This window comes from Pseudomonas sp. KK18, from assembly GCF_037094675.1.
Taxonomy (GTDB): Bacteria; Pseudomonadota; Gammaproteobacteria; order Pseudomonadales; family Pseudomonadaceae; genus Aquipseudomonas.
Genome location: NZ_CP146605.1, coordinates 6,143,286 through 6,162,627, shown reverse-complemented (window position 1 = coordinate 6,162,627; position 19,342 = coordinate 6,143,286). Strand labels below are relative to the sequence as shown.

Annotated in this window: 23 protein-coding genes; 16 read left to right on the top strand and 7 right to left on the bottom strand. The window is 60.9% G+C overall.

Going from position 1 to position 19,342, the window contains the following annotated elements; all coding sequences use genetic code 11:
* Positions 1-7: 7 nt before the first annotated feature.
* From V6607_RS27945 to hisC, 7 genes are all read left to right on the top strand, one after another.
* Complete coding sequence (locus tag V6607_RS27945; RefSeq protein ID WP_003216135.1) at positions 8-661, top strand: ABC transporter substrate-binding protein; 654 nt, start codon at positions 8-10, stop codon at positions 659-661.
* On the top strand, positions 658-963 hold the full coding sequence (locus V6607_RS27940) for an STAS domain-containing protein (RefSeq protein WP_003216137.1): 306 nt from the start codon (positions 658-660) through the stop codon (positions 961-963). The genes V6607_RS27945 and V6607_RS27940 overlap by 4 nt, the downstream gene beginning before the upstream one ends.
* Before the next feature lie 114 nt (positions 964-1,077).
* On the top strand, positions 1,078-1,317 hold the full coding sequence (locus V6607_RS27935) for a BolA family protein (protein ID WP_008434291.1): 240 nt from the start codon (positions 1,078-1,080) through the stop codon (positions 1,315-1,317).
* A 23-nt stretch (positions 1,318-1,340) separates the two neighbouring features.
* Entirely contained in the window at positions 1,341-2,606 is a 1,266-nt protein-coding gene (gene murA, locus V6607_RS27930; RefSeq protein ID WP_003216140.1) for a UDP-N-acetylglucosamine 1-carboxyvinyltransferase, read from the top strand.
* Positions 2,607-2,853: 247 nt separating this feature from the next.
* Positions 2,854-3,489: an ATP phosphoribosyltransferase gene (gene hisG, locus V6607_RS27925; protein ID WP_003188599.1), complete on the top strand. Its 636-nt coding sequence runs from the start codon at positions 2,854-2,856 to the stop codon at positions 3,487-3,489.
* Between the two features lie 127 nt (positions 3,490-3,616).
* Positions 3,617-4,942 carry a histidinol dehydrogenase gene (gene hisD, locus V6607_RS27920; RefSeq protein ID WP_008434283.1) on the top strand — a complete coding sequence of 442 codons (1,326 nt, stop codon included), beginning with the start codon at positions 3,617-3,619 and terminating at the stop codon, positions 4,940-4,942.
* A gap of 3 nt (positions 4,943-4,945) precedes the next feature.
* Positions 4,946-5,998: a histidinol-phosphate transaminase gene (hisC, locus tag V6607_RS27915; RefSeq protein ID WP_134327313.1), complete on the top strand. Its 1,053-nt coding sequence runs from the start codon at positions 4,946-4,948 to the stop codon at positions 5,996-5,998.
* Positions 5,999-6,126: 128 nt separating this feature from the next.
* Here the strand turns inward: hisC and V6607_RS27910 are convergent, their stop codons facing one another.
* Positions 6,127-7,401: a uracil-xanthine permease family protein gene (locus tag V6607_RS27910; RefSeq protein WP_087692860.1), complete on the bottom strand. Its 1,275-nt coding sequence runs from the start codon at positions 7,399-7,401 to the stop codon at positions 6,127-6,129.
* Between the two features lie 2 nt (positions 7,402-7,403).
* A complete protein-coding gene (gene upp, locus V6607_RS27905) occupies positions 7,404-8,042 on the bottom strand; it encodes a uracil phosphoribosyltransferase (protein ID WP_003216149.1) in 639 nt (212 codons plus the stop codon).
* Between the two features lie 165 nt (positions 8,043-8,207).
* Here upp and V6607_RS27900 point away from each other — a divergent pair, with 165 nt between their 5' ends.
* From V6607_RS27900 to V6607_RS27885, 4 genes are all read left to right on the top strand, one after another.
* On the top strand, positions 8,208-8,765 hold the full coding sequence (locus V6607_RS27900) for a hypoxanthine-guanine phosphoribosyltransferase (RefSeq protein WP_003216150.1): 558 nt from the start codon (positions 8,208-8,210) through the stop codon (positions 8,763-8,765).
* Between the two features lie 3 nt (positions 8,766-8,768).
* Complete coding sequence (locus V6607_RS27895) at positions 8,769-9,236, top strand: WbuC family cupin fold metalloprotein (RefSeq protein WP_102604701.1); 468 nt, start codon at positions 8,769-8,771, stop codon at positions 9,234-9,236.
* A 35-nt stretch (positions 9,237-9,271) separates the two neighbouring features.
* Positions 9,272-9,757, top strand: a complete 486-nt coding sequence (locus V6607_RS27890; protein WP_134327312.1) for a hypothetical protein — start codon at positions 9,272-9,274, stop codon at positions 9,755-9,757.
* A gap of 208 nt (positions 9,758-9,965) precedes the next feature.
* Complete coding sequence (locus tag V6607_RS27885; protein ID WP_003216153.1) at positions 9,966-10,253, top strand: PA4642 family protein; 288 nt, start codon at positions 9,966-9,968, stop codon at positions 10,251-10,253.
* 93 nt (positions 10,254-10,346) lie between these two features.
* Here the strand turns inward: V6607_RS27885 and mqo are convergent, their stop codons facing one another.
* Together mqo and V6607_RS27875 are read right to left on the bottom strand one after the other, a co-directional pair.
* Positions 10,347-11,855, bottom strand: a complete 1,509-nt coding sequence (gene mqo / locus V6607_RS27880) for a malate dehydrogenase (quinone) (RefSeq protein ID WP_003216154.1) — start codon at positions 11,853-11,855, stop codon at positions 10,347-10,349.
* Positions 11,856-12,582: 727 nt separating this feature from the next.
* Complete coding sequence (locus tag V6607_RS27875) at positions 12,583-12,816, bottom strand: hypothetical protein (protein WP_003216156.1); 234 nt, start codon at positions 12,814-12,816, stop codon at positions 12,583-12,585.
* A gap of 184 nt (positions 12,817-13,000) precedes the next feature.
* Between V6607_RS27875 and V6607_RS27870 the strand changes: the two genes are divergently transcribed.
* Positions 13,001-13,585, top strand: coding sequence for a YajG family lipoprotein (locus tag V6607_RS27870; RefSeq protein WP_003216157.1), 585 nt, complete (start codon positions 13,001-13,003; stop codon positions 13,583-13,585).
* A gap of 107 nt (positions 13,586-13,692) precedes the next feature.
* Here V6607_RS27870 and V6607_RS27865 read toward each other — a convergent pair whose 3' ends face one another.
* Entirely contained in the window at positions 13,693-13,902 is a 210-nt protein-coding gene (locus tag V6607_RS27865; RefSeq protein ID WP_008434269.1) for a hypothetical protein, read from the bottom strand.
* A 181-nt stretch (positions 13,903-14,083) separates the two neighbouring features.
* On the opposite strand from V6607_RS27865, the gene V6607_RS27860 reads away from it, so the two are divergent.
* Positions 14,084-14,341 (top strand): hypothetical protein, encoded by a 258-nt coding sequence (locus V6607_RS27860; protein ID WP_003216159.1) that lies wholly within the window; start codon positions 14,084-14,086, stop codon positions 14,339-14,341.
* A gap of 135 nt (positions 14,342-14,476) precedes the next feature.
* On the opposite strand, the gene V6607_RS27855 is transcribed toward V6607_RS27860, so the two are convergent.
* Positions 14,477-15,640, bottom strand: a complete 1,164-nt coding sequence (locus V6607_RS27855) for a 1-acyl-sn-glycerol-3-phosphate acyltransferase (protein ID WP_029615884.1) — start codon at positions 15,638-15,640, stop codon at positions 14,477-14,479.
* Positions 15,641-15,784: 144 nt separating this feature from the next.
* Between V6607_RS27855 and V6607_RS27850 the strand changes: the two genes are divergently transcribed.
* From V6607_RS27850 to V6607_RS27840, 3 genes are read left to right on the top strand one after another with little or no spacing between them, the layout of a single operon-like run.
* Positions 15,785-15,964 (top strand): CPXCG motif-containing cysteine-rich protein, encoded by a 180-nt coding sequence (locus V6607_RS27850; protein WP_102369897.1) that lies wholly within the window; start codon positions 15,785-15,787, stop codon positions 15,962-15,964.
* Positions 15,965-15,974: 10 nt separating this feature from the next.
* Positions 15,975-16,235, top strand: a complete 261-nt coding sequence (locus V6607_RS27845) for a DUF2007 domain-containing protein (RefSeq protein WP_017477710.1) — start codon at positions 15,975-15,977, stop codon at positions 16,233-16,235.
* A gap of 36 nt (positions 16,236-16,271) precedes the next feature.
* A complete protein-coding gene (locus V6607_RS27840) occupies positions 16,272-16,892 on the top strand; it encodes an SOS response-associated peptidase (RefSeq protein WP_010170537.1) in 621 nt (206 codons plus the stop codon).
* Between the two features lie 133 nt (positions 16,893-17,025).
* Here V6607_RS27840 and V6607_RS27835 read toward each other — a convergent pair whose 3' ends face one another.
* Positions 17,026-19,164, bottom strand: coding sequence for a methyl-accepting chemotaxis protein (locus V6607_RS27835; protein ID WP_008434262.1), 2,139 nt, complete (start codon positions 19,162-19,164; stop codon positions 17,026-17,028).
* Positions 19,165-19,342: the final 178 nt, after the last annotated feature.

Sequence of the window (19,342 nt, the reverse complement as noted above, 5' to 3'; positions counted from 1 at the left end):
TGTGTTCATGATCTCTACTTTGCGACGTGGCCTGTTGGTACTGCTCGCGGCACTGCCGTTGATGGCTAACGCCGCTGCCGGCGGTTCTGCGCATGACCTGGTGCAGGACACCACCAACAAGATGTTGGCTGACCTGAGTGCCAACAAGGAAAAGTACAAGCAGGACCCGAGTCAGTTCTATAACGCGCTGAATACGATTGTCGGGCCTGTTGTTGATGCTGAAGGTATTTCCAAAAGCATCATGACTGTCAAGTATTCGCGCAAGGCTACGCCTGCGCAGATGCAGACATTCCAGGAAAACTTCAAGAAGGGCTTGTTCCAGTTCTACGGCAACGCCCTGCTGGAGTACAACAACCAGGGGATTACCGTCGCCCCTGCCGGGGATGAGTCGGGTGACCGCACCAGCGTCAACATGAGCGTCAAGGGCAACAACGGCGCGGTCTACCCTGTGCAGTACACGCTCGAGAAGGTCAATGGCGAGTGGAAACTGCGTAACGTGATCATCAACGGCATCAACATTGGCAAGCTGTTCCGTGACCAGTTCGCGGATGCCATGCAGCGCAATGGCAACGACCTGGACAAAACCATCAACGGTTGGGCCGGTGAAGTGGCCAAGGCCAAGGAAGAAACCGACAAAGCTGCCGGGAAGCCTGCCCAATGACCGAGTCGGCCATTCGCCTTGGCGAGTCCGGTGAGCTGTTGCTCAGCGGCGTGCTGGATTACAGCACTGGGCCCGCCCTGCGCAAGCAGGGCCAGGCGCTGATCAATGCCAGTACCGCTCCTGCGCTGGTGCTGGATTGCTCGGCGGTGGTGAAGTCCAGCAGCGTCGGCTTGTCGTTGCTGCTGTGTTTCATGCGCGATGCGCAGGCCGTCAAAAAGCCGGTGAGCATTCGTGCATTGCCCGAAGACATGCGTGAAATCGCTGAGGTTTCCGGTCTGACCGAGCTGTTGGCGCATCCTTAATACACATTATTAAAGAAGCCCCCCGTCAGAGTCCTGCTATGCGGGGTTCGCAGGCGCGGGGCTTTTTTGTATGATGTGCGACCCGCGCGCACTGGGCGCCCATAGAGGTTGATCATGCAGGCCCTAGAAGTTAAAAGCTTCCTTGAAGGAAAGCTGCCCGAAACTAATGTTGAAGTTGAGGGCGAAGGCTGCAATTTCCAGCTGAACGTGATTAGCGATGAACTGGCGGCATTGAGCCCGGTCAAGCGTCAGCAGCAGATCTATGCCCATTTGAACCCGTGGATCACCGATGGCAGCATCCATGCGGTCACTATGAAATTTTTCAGCCGCGCGGCCTGGGCCGAGCGCACCTGAGCCCCCAAGGCGTCGAGATTCTTATGGATAAATTGATTATTACCGGCGGTGCTCGTCTTGATGGCGAGATCCGTATTTCCGGGGCGAAGAACTCCGCCCTGCCGATCCTGGCAGCGACCTTGCTGTGCGATGGCCCGGTTACCGTGGCCAACCTGCCGCACCTGCATGACATCACCACCATGATCGAGTTGTTCGGTCGCATGGGCATCGAGCCGGTGATCGACGAGAAACTCAGCGTCGAAATCGACCCGCGCACCATCAAGACCCTGATCGCACCGTACGAGCTGGTGAAAACCATGCGCGCCTCGATCCTGGTACTGGGCCCGATGGTTGCCCGGTTCGGCGAAGCCGAAGTCGCACTGCCTGGCGGTTGCGCCATCGGTTCGCGTCCGGTGGACCTGCACATCCGTGGCCTCGAAGCCATGGGTGCAACCATTGACGTCGAAGGCGGCTACATCAAGGCCAAGGCGCCGGAAGGCGGCCTGCGTGGCGCAAACTTCTTCTTTGATACCGTCAGTGTGACCGGTACCGAGAACATCATGATGGCCGCTGCCCTGGCCAATGGCCGCAGCGTGCTGCAAAACGCCGCGCGCGAGCCGGAAGTGGTCGACCTGGCCAACTTCCTGATCGCCATGGGTGCCAACATCACCGGCGCCGGCACCGACACCATCACCATTGATGGCGTGAAACGCCTGCATTCGGCTACCTACAAGGTGATGCCGGACCGCATCGAGACCGGTACCTACCTGGTCGCGGCTGCCGTCACCGGTGGCCGTGTCAAGGTCAAGGACACTGATCCGACCATCCTCGAAGCCGTCCTGGAAAAACTCAAGGAAGCCGGCGCCGAGATCACCACCGGTGAAGACTGGATCGAGCTGAACATGCATGGCAAGCGGCCAAAAGCCGTTAACGTGCGTACCGCTCCGTACCCGGCGTTCCCGACCGACATGCAGGCGCAGTTCATTTCCCTGAACGCGATTGCCGAAGGCACCGGTGCCGTGATCGAGACCATCTTCGAAAACCGCTTCATGCACGTGTACGAGCTGCACCGCATGGGCGCCAAGATCCAGGTCGAAGGCAACACCGCCATCGTGACCGGCATCGAGAAGCTCAAGGGCGCGCCAGTGATGGCTACCGACCTGCGTGCCTCCGCCAGCCTGGTGATCTCGGCGTTGTGCGCTGACGGCGACACCCTCATCGACCGCATCTACCACATAGACCGTGGTTACGAGTGCATCGAAGAGAAGCTGCAGATGCTCGGCGCGAAAATCCGCCGCGTACCGGGCTAGTTCCAGGAACTGCAAACACGTTCATTGTGGCGAGGGAGCTTGCTCCTGCTGGACTGCGCAGCAGTCCCAGTCTTTTTAAACAAAGATCAGGGCCGCTTCGCGCCCCAGCCGGAGCAAGCTCCCTCGCCACATGACGATGTATGCTGTTAGCTGATTTGTTTCAAGTCGAGGCTGTAATGGCCTCGATCTGTGTCTGGCGCCGATTGCGACCGGACAGCAATAGCCTGATGAAGGACTGACGTTTCCCATGTTGACCATCGCACTGTCCAAGGGCCGCATCCTTGACGACACTTTGCCGCTTCTGGCTGAAGCGGGCATCGTGCCGACCGAGAATCCGGACAAGAGCCGCAAGCTGATCATCCCCACGACCCAGGACGACGTTCGCCTGCTGATCGTGCGTGCCACCGATGTGCCAACTTACGTTGAACATGGCGCGGCAGACCTCGGCGTCGCGGGCAAAGACGTGTTGATGGAATACGGTGGCCAGGGCCTGTACGAGCCGCTGGACCTGCGTATCGCCCTGTGCAAGCTGATGACCGCCGGCCGTGTCGGTGACGTCGAGCCTAAAGGCCGCCTGCGGGTGGCGACCAAGTTCGTCAACGTTGCCAAGCGTTACTACGCCGAGCAAGGCCGCCAGGTCGACATCATCAAGCTTTACGGCTCGATGGAGCTGGCACCGCTGATCGGCCTGGCCGACAAGATCATCGACGTGGTCGACACCGGCAACACCCTGCGCGCCAACGGCCTGGAGCCCCAGGACTTTATCGCCGACATCAGCTCCCGGCTGATCGTCAACAAAGCTTCGATGAAAATGCAGCACGCCCGTATCCAGGCGTTGATCGACACCCTGCGCAAGGCAGTGGAGTCTCGACACCGCGGTTGACTCACCCGCGCGGCCTCAAGCCGCGCCCGTCTATCCGCCTCATAGCCAGAATTCTCAGGTGCCCAAGCGGATCGACTGCTAACTTTCGGCGCCTGAGCATTTTTGCCATTCCTATGAGGCCCTCGCTATGACCACGTCCACTGCAATTGCCCGACTCAACGCTGCCGACCCGGATTTCGCCCATCATCTGGATCATCTGCTGAGCTGGGAAAGCGTGTCCGACGATTCGGTCAACCAGCGGGTGCTCGACATCATCAAGGCCGTGCGCGAGCGCGGTGACGCGGCGCTGGTTGATTTTACCCGGCAGTTCGATGGCCTGGATGTCGCCTCCATGGCCGACCTGATCCTGCCCCGCGAACGCCTGGAACTGGCCTTGACCCGCATCACCGCGCCCCAGCGCGAAGCCCTGGAAGTGGCGGCCGCGCGGGTGCGCAGCTACCACGAGAAACAGAAACAGGATTCCTGGAGCTACACCGAGGCCGACGGCACCGTACTGGGCCAGAAGGTCACGCCGCTGGACCGTGCCGGCCTGTACGTGCCGGGCGGCAAAGCGTCGTACCCGTCCTCGGTACTGATGAACGCGATTCCGGCCAAGGTGGCCGGCGTGACCGAAGTGGTCATGGTGGTGCCTACCCCGCGCGGCGAAATCAACGAACTGGTGCTGGCAGCGGCCTGCATCGCGGGCGTTGATCGCGTGTTCACCATCGGTGGCGCCCAAGCGGTAGCGGCCCTGGCCTACGGCACCGAAAGCGTGCCGAAGGTCGACAAGGTGGTTGGCCCGGGCAACATCTACGTGGCCACGGCCAAGCGCCATGTATTTGGCCAGGTCGGCATCGACATGATCGCCGGCCCTTCGGAAATCCTCGTGGTGTGTGACGGCCAGACCGACCCGGACTGGATCGCCATGGACCTGTTCTCCCAGGCCGAGCACGACGAAGACGCCCAGGCGATCCTCGTCAGCCCGGATGCCGAATTCCTGGACAAGGTCGCCGCCAGCATCGCCAAGCTGCTGCCGACCATGGAGCGCGCCGAGATCATCGAGAAGTCGATCAATGGCCGTGGCGCCCTGATCCTGGTCCGCGACATGGAGCAGGCCATCGAAGTGGCCAACCGTATCGCCCCGGAACACCTGGAGTTGTCCGTCGCCGACCCACAAGCCTGGCTGCCGCTGATTCGCCACGCCGGCGCGATCTTCATGGGCCGCCACACCAGCGAAGCCCTGGGCGACTACTGCGCAGGTCCCAATCACGTGCTGCCCACGTCGGGCACTGCGCGGTTCTCCTCGCCGCTGGGCGTATATGACTTCCAGAAGCGCTCGTCGATCATCTTCTGCTCGCCAGAGGGCGCGTCGGAGTTGGGCAAGACCGCTTCCGTGCTGGCCCGTGGCGAGTCGCTGACCGCCCACGCCCGCAGCGCCGAATACCGCATCGTTGACGATAAGCAGGGGAACTGAAACATGAGCAAATTCTGGAGCCCGCTCGTCAAGGATCTCGTGCCTTACGTGCCCGGTGAGCAACCGAAGCTGACCAAGCTGGTAAAACTCAACACCAATGAAAACCCCTACGGCCCATCGCCCAAGGCGCTGGCTGCCATGCAGGCCGAGCTGAACGACAATCTGCGTTTGTACCCGGACCCCAACAGCGACCTGCTCAAGCAGGCGGTGGCCAAGTACTACGGGATCGACGCGGGCAAGGTGTTCCTCGGCAACGGCTCCGATGAAGTCCTGGCGCACATCTTCCACGGTTTGTTCCAGCACGACCTGCCGCTGCTGTTCCCGGACATCAGCTACAGCTTCTACCCGGTGTACTGCGGCCTGTACCGCATTGCCTTCGACGCAGTGCCGCTGGATGAACAGTTCCAGATCCGCGTGTCGGACTACGCCAGGCCCAACGGCGGGATCATCTTCCCGAACCCGAACGCGCCGACCGGTTGCTTGATGGCGCTGGACGCCGTGGAGCAAATCCTCAAGGCCAGCCCGGACTCGGTGGTGGTGGTCGATGAAGCCTATATCGACTTCGGCGGCGAGACCGCCATCAGCCTGGTGGACCGTTACCCGAACCTGCTGGTGACCCAGACCCTCTCCAAGTCGCGCTCCCTGGCCGGTTTGCGGGTGGGCCTGGCCGTGGGCCACCCGGACCTGATCGAGGCGCTGGAGCGGGTCAAGAACAGCTTCAACTCCTACCCGCTGGACCGTCTGGCGATTGTCGGCGCGGCCGCCGCTTTTGAAGACCGCGAATACTTCCGGAACACCTGCAAGTTGGTGATCGATAGCCGTGAAAAGCTGGTGGCGCAACTGCAGGCCAAGGGGTTTGAAGTACTGCCGTCGGCGGCCAACTTCATCTTTGCCCGGCATCCAGGGCACGACGCTGCCGGGCTGGCGGCCAAGGTGCGGGAGCAGGGGGTGATTGTGCGGCACTTCAAGCAGGAGCGGATTGCCCAGTTCCTGCGGATCAGTATTGGCACGCCTGAGCAGAACCAGGCGCTGATCGATGCGTTGGGTGAGCTGTAAGCCACACTGAAACTCAAAAAATGTGGGAGCGGGCTTGCTCGCGAATGCGGTGGTTCAGTCACTGATGTGCTGAATGACACACTGCATTCGCGAGCAAGCCCGCTCCCACACTGGTTTTGCGTTGGCAGTTAGATCAGCGGCTCATCCGGCTTCCTGTTCTTCCAGCCGTCATTGCCCGGCAGCAGCAGATTCAACGCAATCGCTACCACCGCACACAGGGCGATGCCCTTCAGGCCAAAGTCATCCGGGCCAGTGCCGGTGCCTACCAACACACCGCCAATCCCGAACACCAGGGTCACCGACACAATCACCAGGTTGCGCGCTTCGCCAAGGTCGATCTTGTGGCGGATCAGGGTGTTCATCCCCACTGCGGCAATCGAGCCGAACAGCAGGCACAGAATACCGCCCATCACCGGGACTGGAATGCTTTGCAGCAGCGCGCCGAACTTGCCGATAAACGCCAGGCTGATGGCAAATACCGCCGCCCAGGTCATGATCTTCGGGTTGTAGTTCTTGGTCAGCATCACCGCGCCCGTCACTTCCGCGTAGGTCGTGTTGGGCGGGCCGCCGAACAGGCCGGCAGCGGTGGTGGCGATCCCGTCACCCAGCAGGGTGCGGTGCAGGCCAGGCTTCTTCAGGTAGTCGCGACCGGTCACGCTGCCCACCGCAATCACACCACCGATGTGTTCGATCGCCGGGGCCAGGGCCACCGGGACGATAAACAGGATCGCCTGCCAGTTGAATTCCGGCGCGGTGAAGTGGGGCAGGGCGAACCACGGTGCGGCGGCGATCTTCGCGGTGTCGACTACGCCGAAGTAGAACGACATAGCGAAACCCACCAGCACGCCGGAGATGATCGGCACCAGGCGGAAAATGCCTTTGCCGAACACCGCCACGATCAACGTGGTCAGCAGCGCCGGCATCGAGATCAGCATGGCGGTCTGGTAGTGGATCAACTCGCTGCCGTCACCGGCCTTGCCCATCGCCATATTGGCCGCAATCGGCGCCATGGCCAGGCCAATGGAAATGATCACCGGCCCGATCACCACCGGCGGCAGCAGCCGGTCGATGAAACCGGTGCCCTTGATCTTCACGGCCAGGCCCAGGAAGGTGTAAACGAAGCCGGCCGCCATCACGCCACCCATGGTCGCCGCGAGGCCGAACTGGCCCTTGGCGAGAATGATCGGGGTGATAAACGCAAAGCTCGACGCCAGGAACACCGGTACCTGGCGCCCGGTAACCACCTGGAACAACAATGTGCCCAAGCCTGCGGTAAACAGGGCGACGTTTGGATCGAGACCGGTGATCAGCGGCATCAACACCAGCGCGCCAAATGCTACGAAGAGCATCTGTGCGCCAGACAGGATCTGGCGCCAAAGCGGGTCGTTGAACTCATCCTGCATGGTCACGCGTCCTTCTGCTTGGTACCGAAGATCTTGTCGCCGGCATCGCCCAGGCCCGGGATGATGTAGCCATGTTCATTCAGGCGTTCATCGATGGATGCGGTGTAGATCAACACGTCCGGGTGGGCTTTCTCGACGGCGGCGATGCCTTCGGGAGCGGCCACCAGCACCATGGCGCGGATGTCCTTGCAACCGGCTTTTTTCAGCAGGTCGATGGTGGCAACCATGGAGCTGCCGGTGGCGAGCATCGGGTCGATGATCATCGCCAGGCGCTCGTCGATTTCCGGTACCAGTTTTTCCAAGTAGGTGTGGGCCTGCAGCGTCTCTTCGTTGCGGGCCACGCCTACGGCGCTGACCTTGGCACCCGGGATCAGGCTGAGCACGCCTTCGAGCATGCCGATACCGGCACGCAGGATCGGCACCACGGTAATCTTCTTGCCGGCGATTTTCTCGACCTGGACGGGACCACACCAACCGGCGATCTCGTAGTTTTCCAGGGGCAGGTCTTTGGTCGCCTCGTAGGTGAGCAGCGCTCCGACTTCCTGAGCAAGCTCACGGAAGTTCTTCGTGCTAATGTCGGCGCGGCGCATAAGGCCGAGTTTATGTCGGATCAGCGGATGGCGGATCTCACGGATGGGCATGGGGAAAGGCTCCGGCGGCGGGCAAAAAAACCGGCCTAGATTAATCTATCCGAGGGTGTTGTCCTATAGACATCTAGTACGTTAGTCCATTAAGGCTTGAACGTTGGGCCTCACATGCGTACCTTTGCCCGCTTTTCTTGCCACAGCACCCCCTTGGAGAGCGCCATGTCCGCTGATCTCGAGCATATCCGTCAAATCATGCGCGAGGCTGACTGCCTGTACACCGAAGCGCAAGTCGAAGAGGCCATCGCCAAGGTCGGCGCGCACATCTCCCGTGAAATGGCCGACACCAACCCGGTGGTCTTTTGCGTGATGAACGGTGGCCTGATTTTCGCCGGTAAATTGCTCACCCACCTGCAATTCCCGCTGGAAGCGTCCTACCTGCACGCCACTCGCTATCGCAATGAAACCAGTGGCGGCGACCTGTTCTGGAAAGCCAAGCCGGAAGTCTCGTTCATCGACCGCGACGTGCTGATCATCGACGACATCCTCGACGAAGGTCACACCCTGGGCGCGATCATCGACTTCTGCAAACACGCCGGCGCGCGCAAGGTGCACACTGCCGTGCTGATCGACAAGGACCACGACCGCAAGGCCCGTCCGGACCTGAAAGCCGATTACGTGGGCCTGCCGTGCATTGACCGTTACATCTTCGGTTACGGCATGGACTACAAAGGCTACTGGCGCAACGCCAATGGGATTTACGCCGTTAAGGGGATGTAATCAATGGCCAGCTTTCTTGATCAAACGCTGTTTGCGGAGCTGGCCGAGAAAGCGGCTGGCAGCCCTCGTGGCCGGCATCACCACAACTTTCATCAGATGGAAGAGCCATGCCATCGCATGGCTGTCGGCATGCAGCCCAGCACCTATGTGCCGCCTCATTGTCATTTGAGTGCCGATAAGGCGGAAACCTTGCTGGTGCTGAAGGGCAGCCTGGGCTTGTTGATCTTCAGCGAGACCGGCGAGGTGCTGGCCAAGCGCGTGATGCAGGCGGGCGGTGAGTGCCAGGGCGTCGATTTGCCGCCCGGGGTGTTTCACGGCCTGGTGGTGCTGGAGCCAGATACTTTGATGTTCGAATGCAAAGCCGGACCGTATCGACCGGTGGGAGAGGGTGAGCTGGCCAGTTGGGCTCCCCGTGAAGGCGACGCTGAAGTGGCTGAGTATCAGCGCTGGATGCTTGCCCAGTTCGATTGAGCTAAAGTGCTGGGCCATCTTCCACGGAGCGGCCCATGCGCCTTTTGATCCGCAGTTGCGCCGCCCTGGCGCTGACCCTCAGTTTGCCCCTGGCGGCTGCTCCGGCGCCGCTGCACAGCCAATTCCTGCCGCCCGACGACCTGACCCTGCGCGCCGAAACCCCGGACCAGCAGCAATTGCTGCAAGTCACCGAGTATTCGGTGGTGGTGGGTAACCAGCGCCAATCCACCCAGCAGCCGATCCCGGTGACCTCGCCGTTGATGATCCGCCTCAAGGGCAAGTCCCTGAACAAAGGCGCGACCATCGCCCAGGTGATCCTCAACTTTGATGCTGAAAGCAAAAGCCTGAAAAAGCCGGTGTTCGACGACAAAAGCAAAACCCTGACCTTGTCGTACCCGATGACCCAGTATCGGGTGATCGTCGACTTGTTGCGCAATGACACGGTCTATGTGCAATTCCTCACTTACGCCAACGGCCATATCTGGGCCGATTTGCACACCGGGGCGGTGCGCGCCAAATAATCCAGCCGACGCGCATTCGGCGGTGTAAATACAGTCAATGTGGGAGCTGGCTTGCCTGCGATAGCGGTGGGTCCGTTGGCCCATCTGGCACTGATGCACCGCTATCGCAGGCAAGCCGGCTCCCACATTGGTTCGCGTAGCTTTCGAAGCCGCGGTGCCGCAGGTAAACTGCTTTTCCCGTGTAAATGTCTGCAGGCTGGAGTCGGTAATGCGTAAAGATAAGAAACAGGTGATTGGTGATGAAATCGGCGACGAGCAAATCAAGCTGTTCCTGGATTTCGAGCCGGTAGACGCCACTTCGCCGTCCCTGCACAAACTGATCAAGGCCTACCGCGGCCTGCGTATCGACGACTTCGAACGCTTCCTGGTTTTCTTCAAGGAAGCCGGCCTGGACCTCGATGGCAAGGACGAGCATGGCCTGACCTTCGTTGAAGTGATCAAGGACCAGCGCAACGCCGCCGAGTACATCGAGCTGATCGAACAAGCCCGCGGCTGATTGTTGCGGACGAAAAAAAACGCCCCATTGGGGCGTTTTTCGTTCCCACGCTCTGCGTGGGAATGCATCAACTGACACTCTGCGTCACGACGCTCAAGCGTAGCTTTCGGTCTCGCTGCTCTGCTCAACCAGTTCCAGGCTGATGTTGTTCTGCGTGTTGATCTTGCGATACAGCTCGGCATCGGTCTCCAGGACCTTTTCCCGAGCCGGGAAGATCTCGTGCAGTTTGGCCGCCCACTCACCGGCCGCTTTCGTCGGGAAGCAGCGTTCGATCAGTTCCAGCATGATCGACACGGTCACCGAAGCACCTGGAGACGCGCCGAGCAGGGCGGCCAGCGAACCGTCCTTGGCCGCAACCAGTTCGGTACCGAATTGCAGCACGCCGCCTTTCTTCGGGTCTTTCTTGATGATCTGCACCCGTTGGCCGGCCACTTCCAGGCGCCAGTCTTCGGCTTTTGCCTCAGGGTAGAAGCGACGCAGGGATTCCAGGCGCTGCTCCATGGACTGGCGCACCTCGCTGACCAGGTACTTGGTCAGGTCCATGTTGTCCCGGGCCACGGCCAGCATCGGGCCGATGTTGCCGGCACGAATCGACATGGGCAGGTCAAGGAACGAGCCGTGCTTGAGGAACTTGGTGGTGAAACCGGCGTATGGCCCGAACAGCAGGGATTTCTTGCCGTCGACCACGCGGGTGTCGAGGTGCGGCACCGACATCGGTGGCGAACCCACGGCTGCCTGGCTGTAGACCTTGGCCTGGTGGTGCTTGACCACTTCCGGGTTGTCGCAACGCAGCCACTGGCCGCTGACCGGGAAGCCGCCGAAGCCCTTGCTTTCCTCGATGCCCGAGGCTTGCAACAGCGGTAGGGCCGCGCCACCGGCGCCGAGGAACACGAACTTGGCGTCCACATCACGGGAATTGCCGCTGTTGACGTCCTTGATGCTCACGGTCCAGCCGGCGCCGTTGCGCTTGAGGCCGGTGACGCGCTTGCTGTACTTGACCTGGGCATCCGGGGCGCTGGTCAGGTGCGAGAGCAACTGGTTGGTCAGGGCGCCGAAGTTGACGTCGGTGCCGTTCATCACGCGGGTGGCGGCGATTTTTTCGTCCAGTGGGCGGCCGGGCATCATCAGCGGCATCCACTCGGCCATCTCGCTGCGGTCTTCGGTGTAGTGCATGTCCGAGAACGCGTGGTGCTGGCTGAGGGTTTCAAAGCGCTTCTTGAGGAACGACACGCCTTTCTCGCCCTGTACGAAGCTCAGGTGCGGCACGGGGCTGATAAAGGATTTGGACGAGCCAAAGGTGCCTTTCTTGGTCAGGTAGGCCCAGAACTGCTTCGACACCTCGAATTGGGTGTTGATGTGCACGGCTTTCTTGATGTCGATGGAGCCGTCGGCGGCCTGCGGTGTGTAGTTCAGCTCACACAGCCCGGCGTGGCCGGTACCGGCGTTGTTCCACGGGTTGGAACTTTCCGCGGCACCCGAATCCATCAGCTCAACGACTTCCAGCTTGAGGCCGGGGTCGAGCTCTTTGAGCAGTACGGCGAGGGTGGCACTCATGATGCCCGCACCTACCAGTACTACGTCGACTGCTTCGTTATGCGCCATTTAACGCGTCTCCAAAATCTGCAGCACCAAATTGACGGCATGGCTGCCAGGAGTGACGGGGCGGTTCACGTGATGCCCCAGGTTACCCATGGCCAGGATCGCCATGTCCGATTCTTCGCAATTTATCGCAAGCGGACGCTGCCGACCGGGCCTGATCTGCGTATGAACGCATTTAAGGGCGCCTGTGGCAATTCGACTTATGGTCAAGCTCGTCCGATCGTGCAACCAAATCCGTAGCGGACAGGCTTCAAGCTCCGGTTCTTGAGGAGTGCTCGGTCCTGTGTGGTGGGGCTGTTCCAGACGCTGATGGTGCTTGTACAAACGCAAAACTATTCATTTGCTCGCCACACTCTTGTGAAGTTGTGAAAACCCGTTTTTTTCACGCTCTTTTGAAGACGTGAACCTCAAAAAAGGGCTGCCCCAGCCTGGCACCTGGCCCGAAATCACTGCCGGCAAGCGGCAAAACGGGCAAACAACTCAAGTGGCCGAGCGCATGGCAGCTCTGGCAGATTCGGGTAAAGACGATGGTTTGCAGAGAAAACAGCAAGCTCGCCAGCTTCACACGATCTGTGTGGGCGGCTCTCTGTGGGCGGTGCGGGGGAGCTAATACAAGTGCATTAGCGATGCTGCGAGGCCCGATCAGGAGACGTCCTTATAATCGGGGGGAGATTGTAGCGAAGAAATGCGCGCAAATGGACGTGTTTAATGACTTTTATTAGCAGTCTGGTCAGGAGGCCAACGCGTGCCGTGCCTGTGGCTGCGAAACCCGGGGGCTGACGCGCGCGCTGGCGGGCAGCGGACGGTGCATCCAGCTCAGGCGGGTCTCTTCGACTTCGACCCAGCCTTCACCGACGGGCGGCAGGCTGCACTGCTTGAAAGCCTGGCAGCAGCCTTGGGCGTCGAGCAGGGCGAAGTGGCGATGGCTGGCGTGGGAAAAGAACAAAGATTTGAGAAGGCGCATGGCTGTGTACCCGGTTCGTTACATGCTGCGAAGGTTGGCAGTCTGGCATGACATTGAGGTGACGGTTCTGTGTGAAAATTGTAATTTCGCCGACAGTTCAGGCGCCGTTCAGGAATTCTGGTGAGTGGCGCGCGCTCACCGTTATACTGGCGCCCTGTTTGCATCTAGTCCTGGAGAAATGAGTATGTTGCAACGCCTGTTGTTCGGTTTGATCACTGTGACCAGTTTGACCCTGGTTGGCTGCGCCCACAGCCCGCAACAACTCAGCCCGCAACCGAAAATCACCACCCAGCTGGCGCCTGTCGGCCATGGCCAGCCGGTGTCGGTGCGTGTGGTTGACGGTCGTCCGTCGCCGACCCTCGGCACCCGTGGCGGCCTGTACCCGGAAACCAGCGCCATTACGGTGACCGGTGCGGACGTGCTGCCCAAGCTGCAAGCCCAGGCCGAAGCGGCCGTGCGCCTGTTGGGCTTCACCCCTTCCAACTCGCCAGGTGCGCCACAACTGACCATCACCCTGGCCGAGCTGAAGTATCAGTCGCCCAAGGAAGGCCTGTACGTGACTGAAGCCACCATCGGCGCGACCTTCAAGTCCGACGTGACTGCCGGTACCCGTCGCTACAGCGGCCGTTACGGCGCATCCCTGGACCAGCGCTTCGGCATGGCGCCGAACCAGGAAACCAACACCAAGCTGGTCAGCGACGTGTTGAGCGATGCCCTGACGCGCCTGTTCAAGGACCCGAGCATCGGTTCGCTGCTCAGCTCGCAGTAACCGTCAGGCGGGCGCGGAGCGCCCCAGTCGGCATTCCTTTGCGGCGCGTGGGAACGATCAAAAAACCGGGCTCATCACTGAGCCCGGTTTTTTTACGCCTGCCGTTTTCATGCAGCCGTTTCGACATAAAAGTCCAGCACACTCACGCCAGTGAGCAAGTCCAGCTCCGGCAGGTCGGCATGTTGATGCCCGCCGAGGGCGCAATACACCAGCCAGTGGCGGTCCTGCACATTGAACGCGAGGCCGCCCACCAGGGCCTCTTGCTCATCACTTGGGGCAATCAGATACAGCCGATCCTGGTTCTGCGCGTGCAACATGACAAGCTCCCGGGCTTTCGAAGGGCAACAGAGTGGCTTGTTAAGGTGACGTTCAGGTGACGCTGTAAATTACTGGATACATTAGCCGTCAATGGGGAAGGAGTAATGACGCGCAGGCGGCGCATATCATTCAGGTTTGTATCTGGATTGATACCAAGACACTGATACATCGAGGTTTGCGATGTCGCTGACCGCACTACTGCTCAATTCCCTTGCCCTGTTACTGGCCTGCCCGGCGGCATGGCTGCTGTTTGTCACGCGCCTGCATGAACAGCGCGCGATGGCCCGCCTTGCCGCGCAAAGCGAACTGCGTGCCATTGATCAGCCGATGCTGTATCTGGACGTGTTGACGCAGCGTACCTATCGCCTGTTCTACCGGTTGGGGTTTGCCTGTCTGGGGCTGGCGTTGCTGGTGTCCTTTCTTAGTACCCGATTGTAGGAACACCCTAAAAACAACTGTGGGAGCGGGCTCGCTCGCGAAAGCGCGGTGTCAGTCAATACATGATTGGCTGATCCACCGCCTTCGCGAGCAAGCCCGCTCCCACATTGGGTTTGCGCTGTTGCTGGTACCGGGTTACAGGGCAATCCCGGCCTTGACCCGGTACTGATTCCTCACCGGCGTCGCGTATTGCAATACCAGATACGGCCGATGCTCGGCCGGGCACGCATTCAAGCGCCGCTCCCACTCTGCCTTTGCCTTGGCCAACTCGTCCGCCGGGAATACCTCGGCTGCGGTCGGTACCTGCAATTGCGGATCGGCATCGCTCCATTGGGCGTACGCCAGGTAATGCACCGGGAACAACCGATACCCACCCAGGATCTGCCGGTCCATTTCGATCGCCAACAGCTTGGTGTCTTCGAACGCCTCGGTGATCGGCGGCGCGAAGTTGACGTGTACCCGGCCCTTGTAGCCGGTGATGCCCAGGGCAATGCTCACGTCATCTTCCCCCGGCGCCTTGCTGTAGGTGCCGGTGGTGGCGCGGATGTACAGCTCGCGGGCCTTGGCTGCGTCGCACGGGTCGTATTCGTAGCTGATGGACACCGGCGTCAGGTTCAGTGACTGGATGACTTCGGCGAACGGCTCGTCCTTGCGGCTCATGTGGAACATCTTGAGGATCGCCGACTCGGTGCGATCATCCCCATCCTTGGCGCGGCCTTCGGCCTGGGCGATCCAGATCGACTGGCAGTCGTTGCGAATCGAATGGTTGATGTAGGCCGACAGCAACTGGTAGGCCGCCATCTTCTCTTTGCGCCCGGTGATCGAGCGGTGCACGATGAAACTCTTGTTCAGGCGCATCAGGTCGCTGACAAACGGCTTTTGCAGCAGGTTGTCGCCGATGGCGATGCGTGGCGTCGGCAGGCCGGCGTGATACACGGCGTAGTTGACGAAGGCCGGGTCCATCACGATGTCGCGGTGGTTGGCCAGGAACAGGTAGGCGCTGCCGGACTTGAACTGCTCCACGCCGGTATAGGTCACGCCGTCGGTTGCCCGCTCGATGGTGTGGTCGACGTAAAACTCGACTTTGTCCTGCAGCGTGGCCACGGTAGTGACGCCGGCGAACTCACGGCGCAGTTTATGAGCGATCATCGGCTTGAGCAGCCAGCCGAAGGCGCCGGCAAAGCGCGGGAAGCGAAAGTGGGTCAGGATGTCCAGAAAGGCCTTGTCACTGAACAGTCGGGCCAGCACTGCCGGGACTTCGCTGTCGTTGTAAGGTCGGATGGTATCGAATTCGCCCATCATGCTCTCTTGTTAGAAACGGCTAGGGTAAGTAAAGGTTTGGAACAATAAATATCAGGGCGTGGTCCGGGCAATTGGCCGGGACGAAAAATAGCCCTGTAAATAGACCGGCGATTATACGCACAAGTCACCTTGGAGACCGCGATGGAAGAGGAGTCGTACGAATGTCCTTATTGTGGAGAGGTAGTCACGGCGCTACTGGACCTGTCGGCGGGCGATCAGGAATATATTGAGGACTGCCCGGTGTGCTGCCGGCCCATTGTTTTCGAGCTGCAGGTTCATGACGACGAATGGATGCTCAACGTGCGCAGCGAGAACGAATAAAGGTACGCCCATGCAGCGAATCTACGAGCCGGAAAACCTGATGGAAGGCGAGCTGCTGCAAGGCATGCTCGAAAGCGAGGGCATCACCGCGCACCTGGTGGGGCGCGATTTGCTCGGGGGTACCGGCGAACTGCCGATCTATGGCCTGCTGGCGCTGGCGGTGGAGAACGACCAGGCCGCCTACGCCCGCGAGCTGATCACCGCCTACAACGGTGCGCAACCACTGCCCGGTGATGAACCCGACAGCTTTCCCGACGTGCTGGTCTGTTAGGCTGTCGGCCAGTTTCTCCAAGAGTCGTGTTGCCCCATGTGTGGACGTTATGCCCTGTTTCGCTGGAACCCCACGTTTGCTGCCTTGCCGGGCTTCCCGGCCGACCAGCAGGCCCAGTGGAACATCTCTCCCAATGACTCGGTGCTGATCCAGCGCCTGAGCGACGGCCAGCACACCCTGGCGCGGGCGCGCTGGGGCCTGACGCCGCCCTGGCTGACCGATCTCTCTCGTACACCAGCCCATGCCCGGGCGGAAACCCTTGCCGAACAGCCGATGTTTCGCGAAGCGTTTCGCCAGCGCCGCTGCCTGCTGCCGGCCAATGGTTTCTACGAATGGCGCGGCACCCAGCGCAAGCGCCCGTACTGGCTGACGCCGGGGGAGGGCAGCACACTGTTCTTTGCCGCGATCTGGGAGGCGTATCCGGTGCAGGAGCAGGTTTGGTTGAGTACGGCGGTGGTGACCCAGGCGGCGCAGAGTCAACGCCGACCGTTGATTCTGGATGCGGCGGGGCAGGCAGCCTGGCTGAACCCCGAGACCCCGCTGCACACCTTGCAGGCCTTGTTGGCCAGTGAACCCACCGCGTTGCGCGAGCGGGTGCTGGCCAATATGGTCAACGATCCGAAGCTGAATGGACCGGAGTGCCTGACGCCGGGTTGAGCGTTGTGTTGAATCGGCCGGCCTCTTCGCGAGCAAGCCCGCTCCCACATTTGATTGCATTTCAACTGAAGGAATGCGATCGAATGTGGGAGCGGGCTTGCTCGCGAAGGCGCCCGAAAGGGCGCCGCTTGACTCAAACCTTGAACTGATTGATCAACCGCCGCTGCTGCTCCGCCAGCTTGGTCAGGTCTGCGCTGGCCGCGCTCGACTCATCCGCTCCGCCGGCCACTTCATTGGCCACCTGTCCGATATTGATCACGTTACGGTTAATGTCCTCGGCCACCGCGCTCTGTTCCTCGGCGGCGCTGGCGATCTGGGTGTTCATGTCGTTGATCACCGACACCGCCCGGGTAATGGTCTCCAGCGCCTGGGCCGCCTTGGCCGCGTGCTGCACGCTTTCATCGGTGCGGTTCTGGCTGTCTTCCATCACTCGCACCACGTCGCGGGTGCCCTGCTGCAGTTGCTGGATCATGGCCTGGATTTCTTCGGTAGCCTTCTGGGTCTTCTGCGCCAGGTTGCGCACCTCGTCGGCCACCACCGCAAACCCGCGCCCTTGCTCACCGGCCCGTGCGGCTTCGATTGCCGCGTTGAGCGCCAGCAGGTTGGTCTGCTCGGCAATCCCGCGAATCGCCGTGAGGATGGCATTGATGTTCTCGCTGTCCTTGGCCAGCGCCTGCACCACACCGACCGCCTTGCCGATTTCCTCGGCGAGGGCGCCGATGGAGGTGGAGGTGTCGCGCACAATCTGCATGCCCTGGCTCGCCGCTTGATCAGCGTGGCTGGCGGCCTGTGCGGCCTGGGTGGCGTTGCGCGCCACGTCCTGTGCGGTCGCGGTCATCTCGTGCACGGCGGTAGCCACCTGGTCGATCTCGACCATTTGCTTGTGCACGCCCTGGTTGGTGCGAATCGCGATGTCGGCGGTGTGCTCCGACGAGTCGCTGACCTTCTGCACCGAACTCACCACCTGGGTAATCATCCCCTGCAACTTGGCCAGGAATGTATTGAAGCCGCTGGCAATCGCCCCCAGTTCGTCGGCGCGATCACTGGTCAGGCGCCGGGTCAGGTCGCCTTCGCCCTGGGCGATGTCATTGAGCATCGCCACCATTTGCTTGAGCGGCCGGGCAATGCCGTGGCCCACCAGCCAGATCACCAGCAAGCCGATGCCGGCGATCAGCAGCCCGGCCACGGCCATGCCGAAAATATCGGTTTTGCGCTGGGCGTCGAGGTCGTGCTGCATCGCCTGCAGGTCGGCCATTACCGCACTCAGGGGCAGTTGCAGGAGCAGGGTCCAGCGGGCGTCGGTCTGGCCGATGTTGAACGGCAGGAACAGCTCGATATGCCCGTGTTGCTTGTCCACGTCATAGCGCACCTCGCCGATTTTCAGTTGGCCGAGGTTGGCCAGTTCGTTGCTGTCCAGCAGGTCGCTGGCTTTTTCCCCGAGCTTGCTGGCGTCCTTGGTATAGGCCACCAGGCGACCGTTGCTGGAAATCAGCGCCAGTTCGCCAGCACCGTTGTACAAATTCTGATCAGCCTTGGTGAGCATTTCCTGGATGAAGTTCACCGACAGGTCGGCGCCGACGATGCCCTGGAAGGTGCCGTCGATCATGATTGGTTCGATAAACGAGGCGAGCATCACCATCGCATTCCCGACTTTATAAGGGGCCGGATCGATGGCGCAGGGCTTTTTGCTTTCCTTGGAACACAGGTAGTACTCACTGGCGCGCACGCCGGTGGACAGGATGGTCTGGTCGGCCACGTCAGCCAGTTTATCCAGGCCCAGGCTGCCGTCGGCATTGCGGAACCACCACGGCAGGAAGCGGCCGTTGGTTTCGATGCCGACCACCGGGCTGTTGACGTAGGCAGCATCGTTGTGGTCGATGGCGTTGGCTTCCCAGCCTATATAGGCGCCGAGAATCTTCGGGTTACGCACCACGGTTTCGTGGATCAGGTTGATCAGCTGTTCGCGGGAGACCGCCAGTTGCGGGTTGCCGTTGGCGTCTTTCATGCCCATCAGGGCGTTGGCGGTGGCCAGGCCCTTGGCCGTCACCAGCGGCGCTTCGAGTTCGCGCTGGATCAGCGTCGCCTGGGTTTGCGCCAGGGCGGTCAGGCGCTGCTCGATGATTTGTTCGAATTGACCCTGGGTGCGTTCCTGCACCATCTCCTGGGTGCGCGCCCCGGCGAACAAGGCATACAGCACCAACACCGCCACCACGCTCAGGACAATGGCCCCGGCCAGTGCCGCGACAGAAAATTGAATCGACTTGAACTTCATGACGGCTCCGAACGCAGGGGGAGATTGGCTGCTTGTGTATATCGGCCGCGGGCGGGGGAGACATGAGGGCCATTACCTCAAAATGGCTGTGCCGGATGGGCGAATGTCGTAAATGGAATGGTTGCCAGCGTTTGTGAATTTTTTGCGGCAGTGTGGGATGTATCTGAAATCAGGTGGC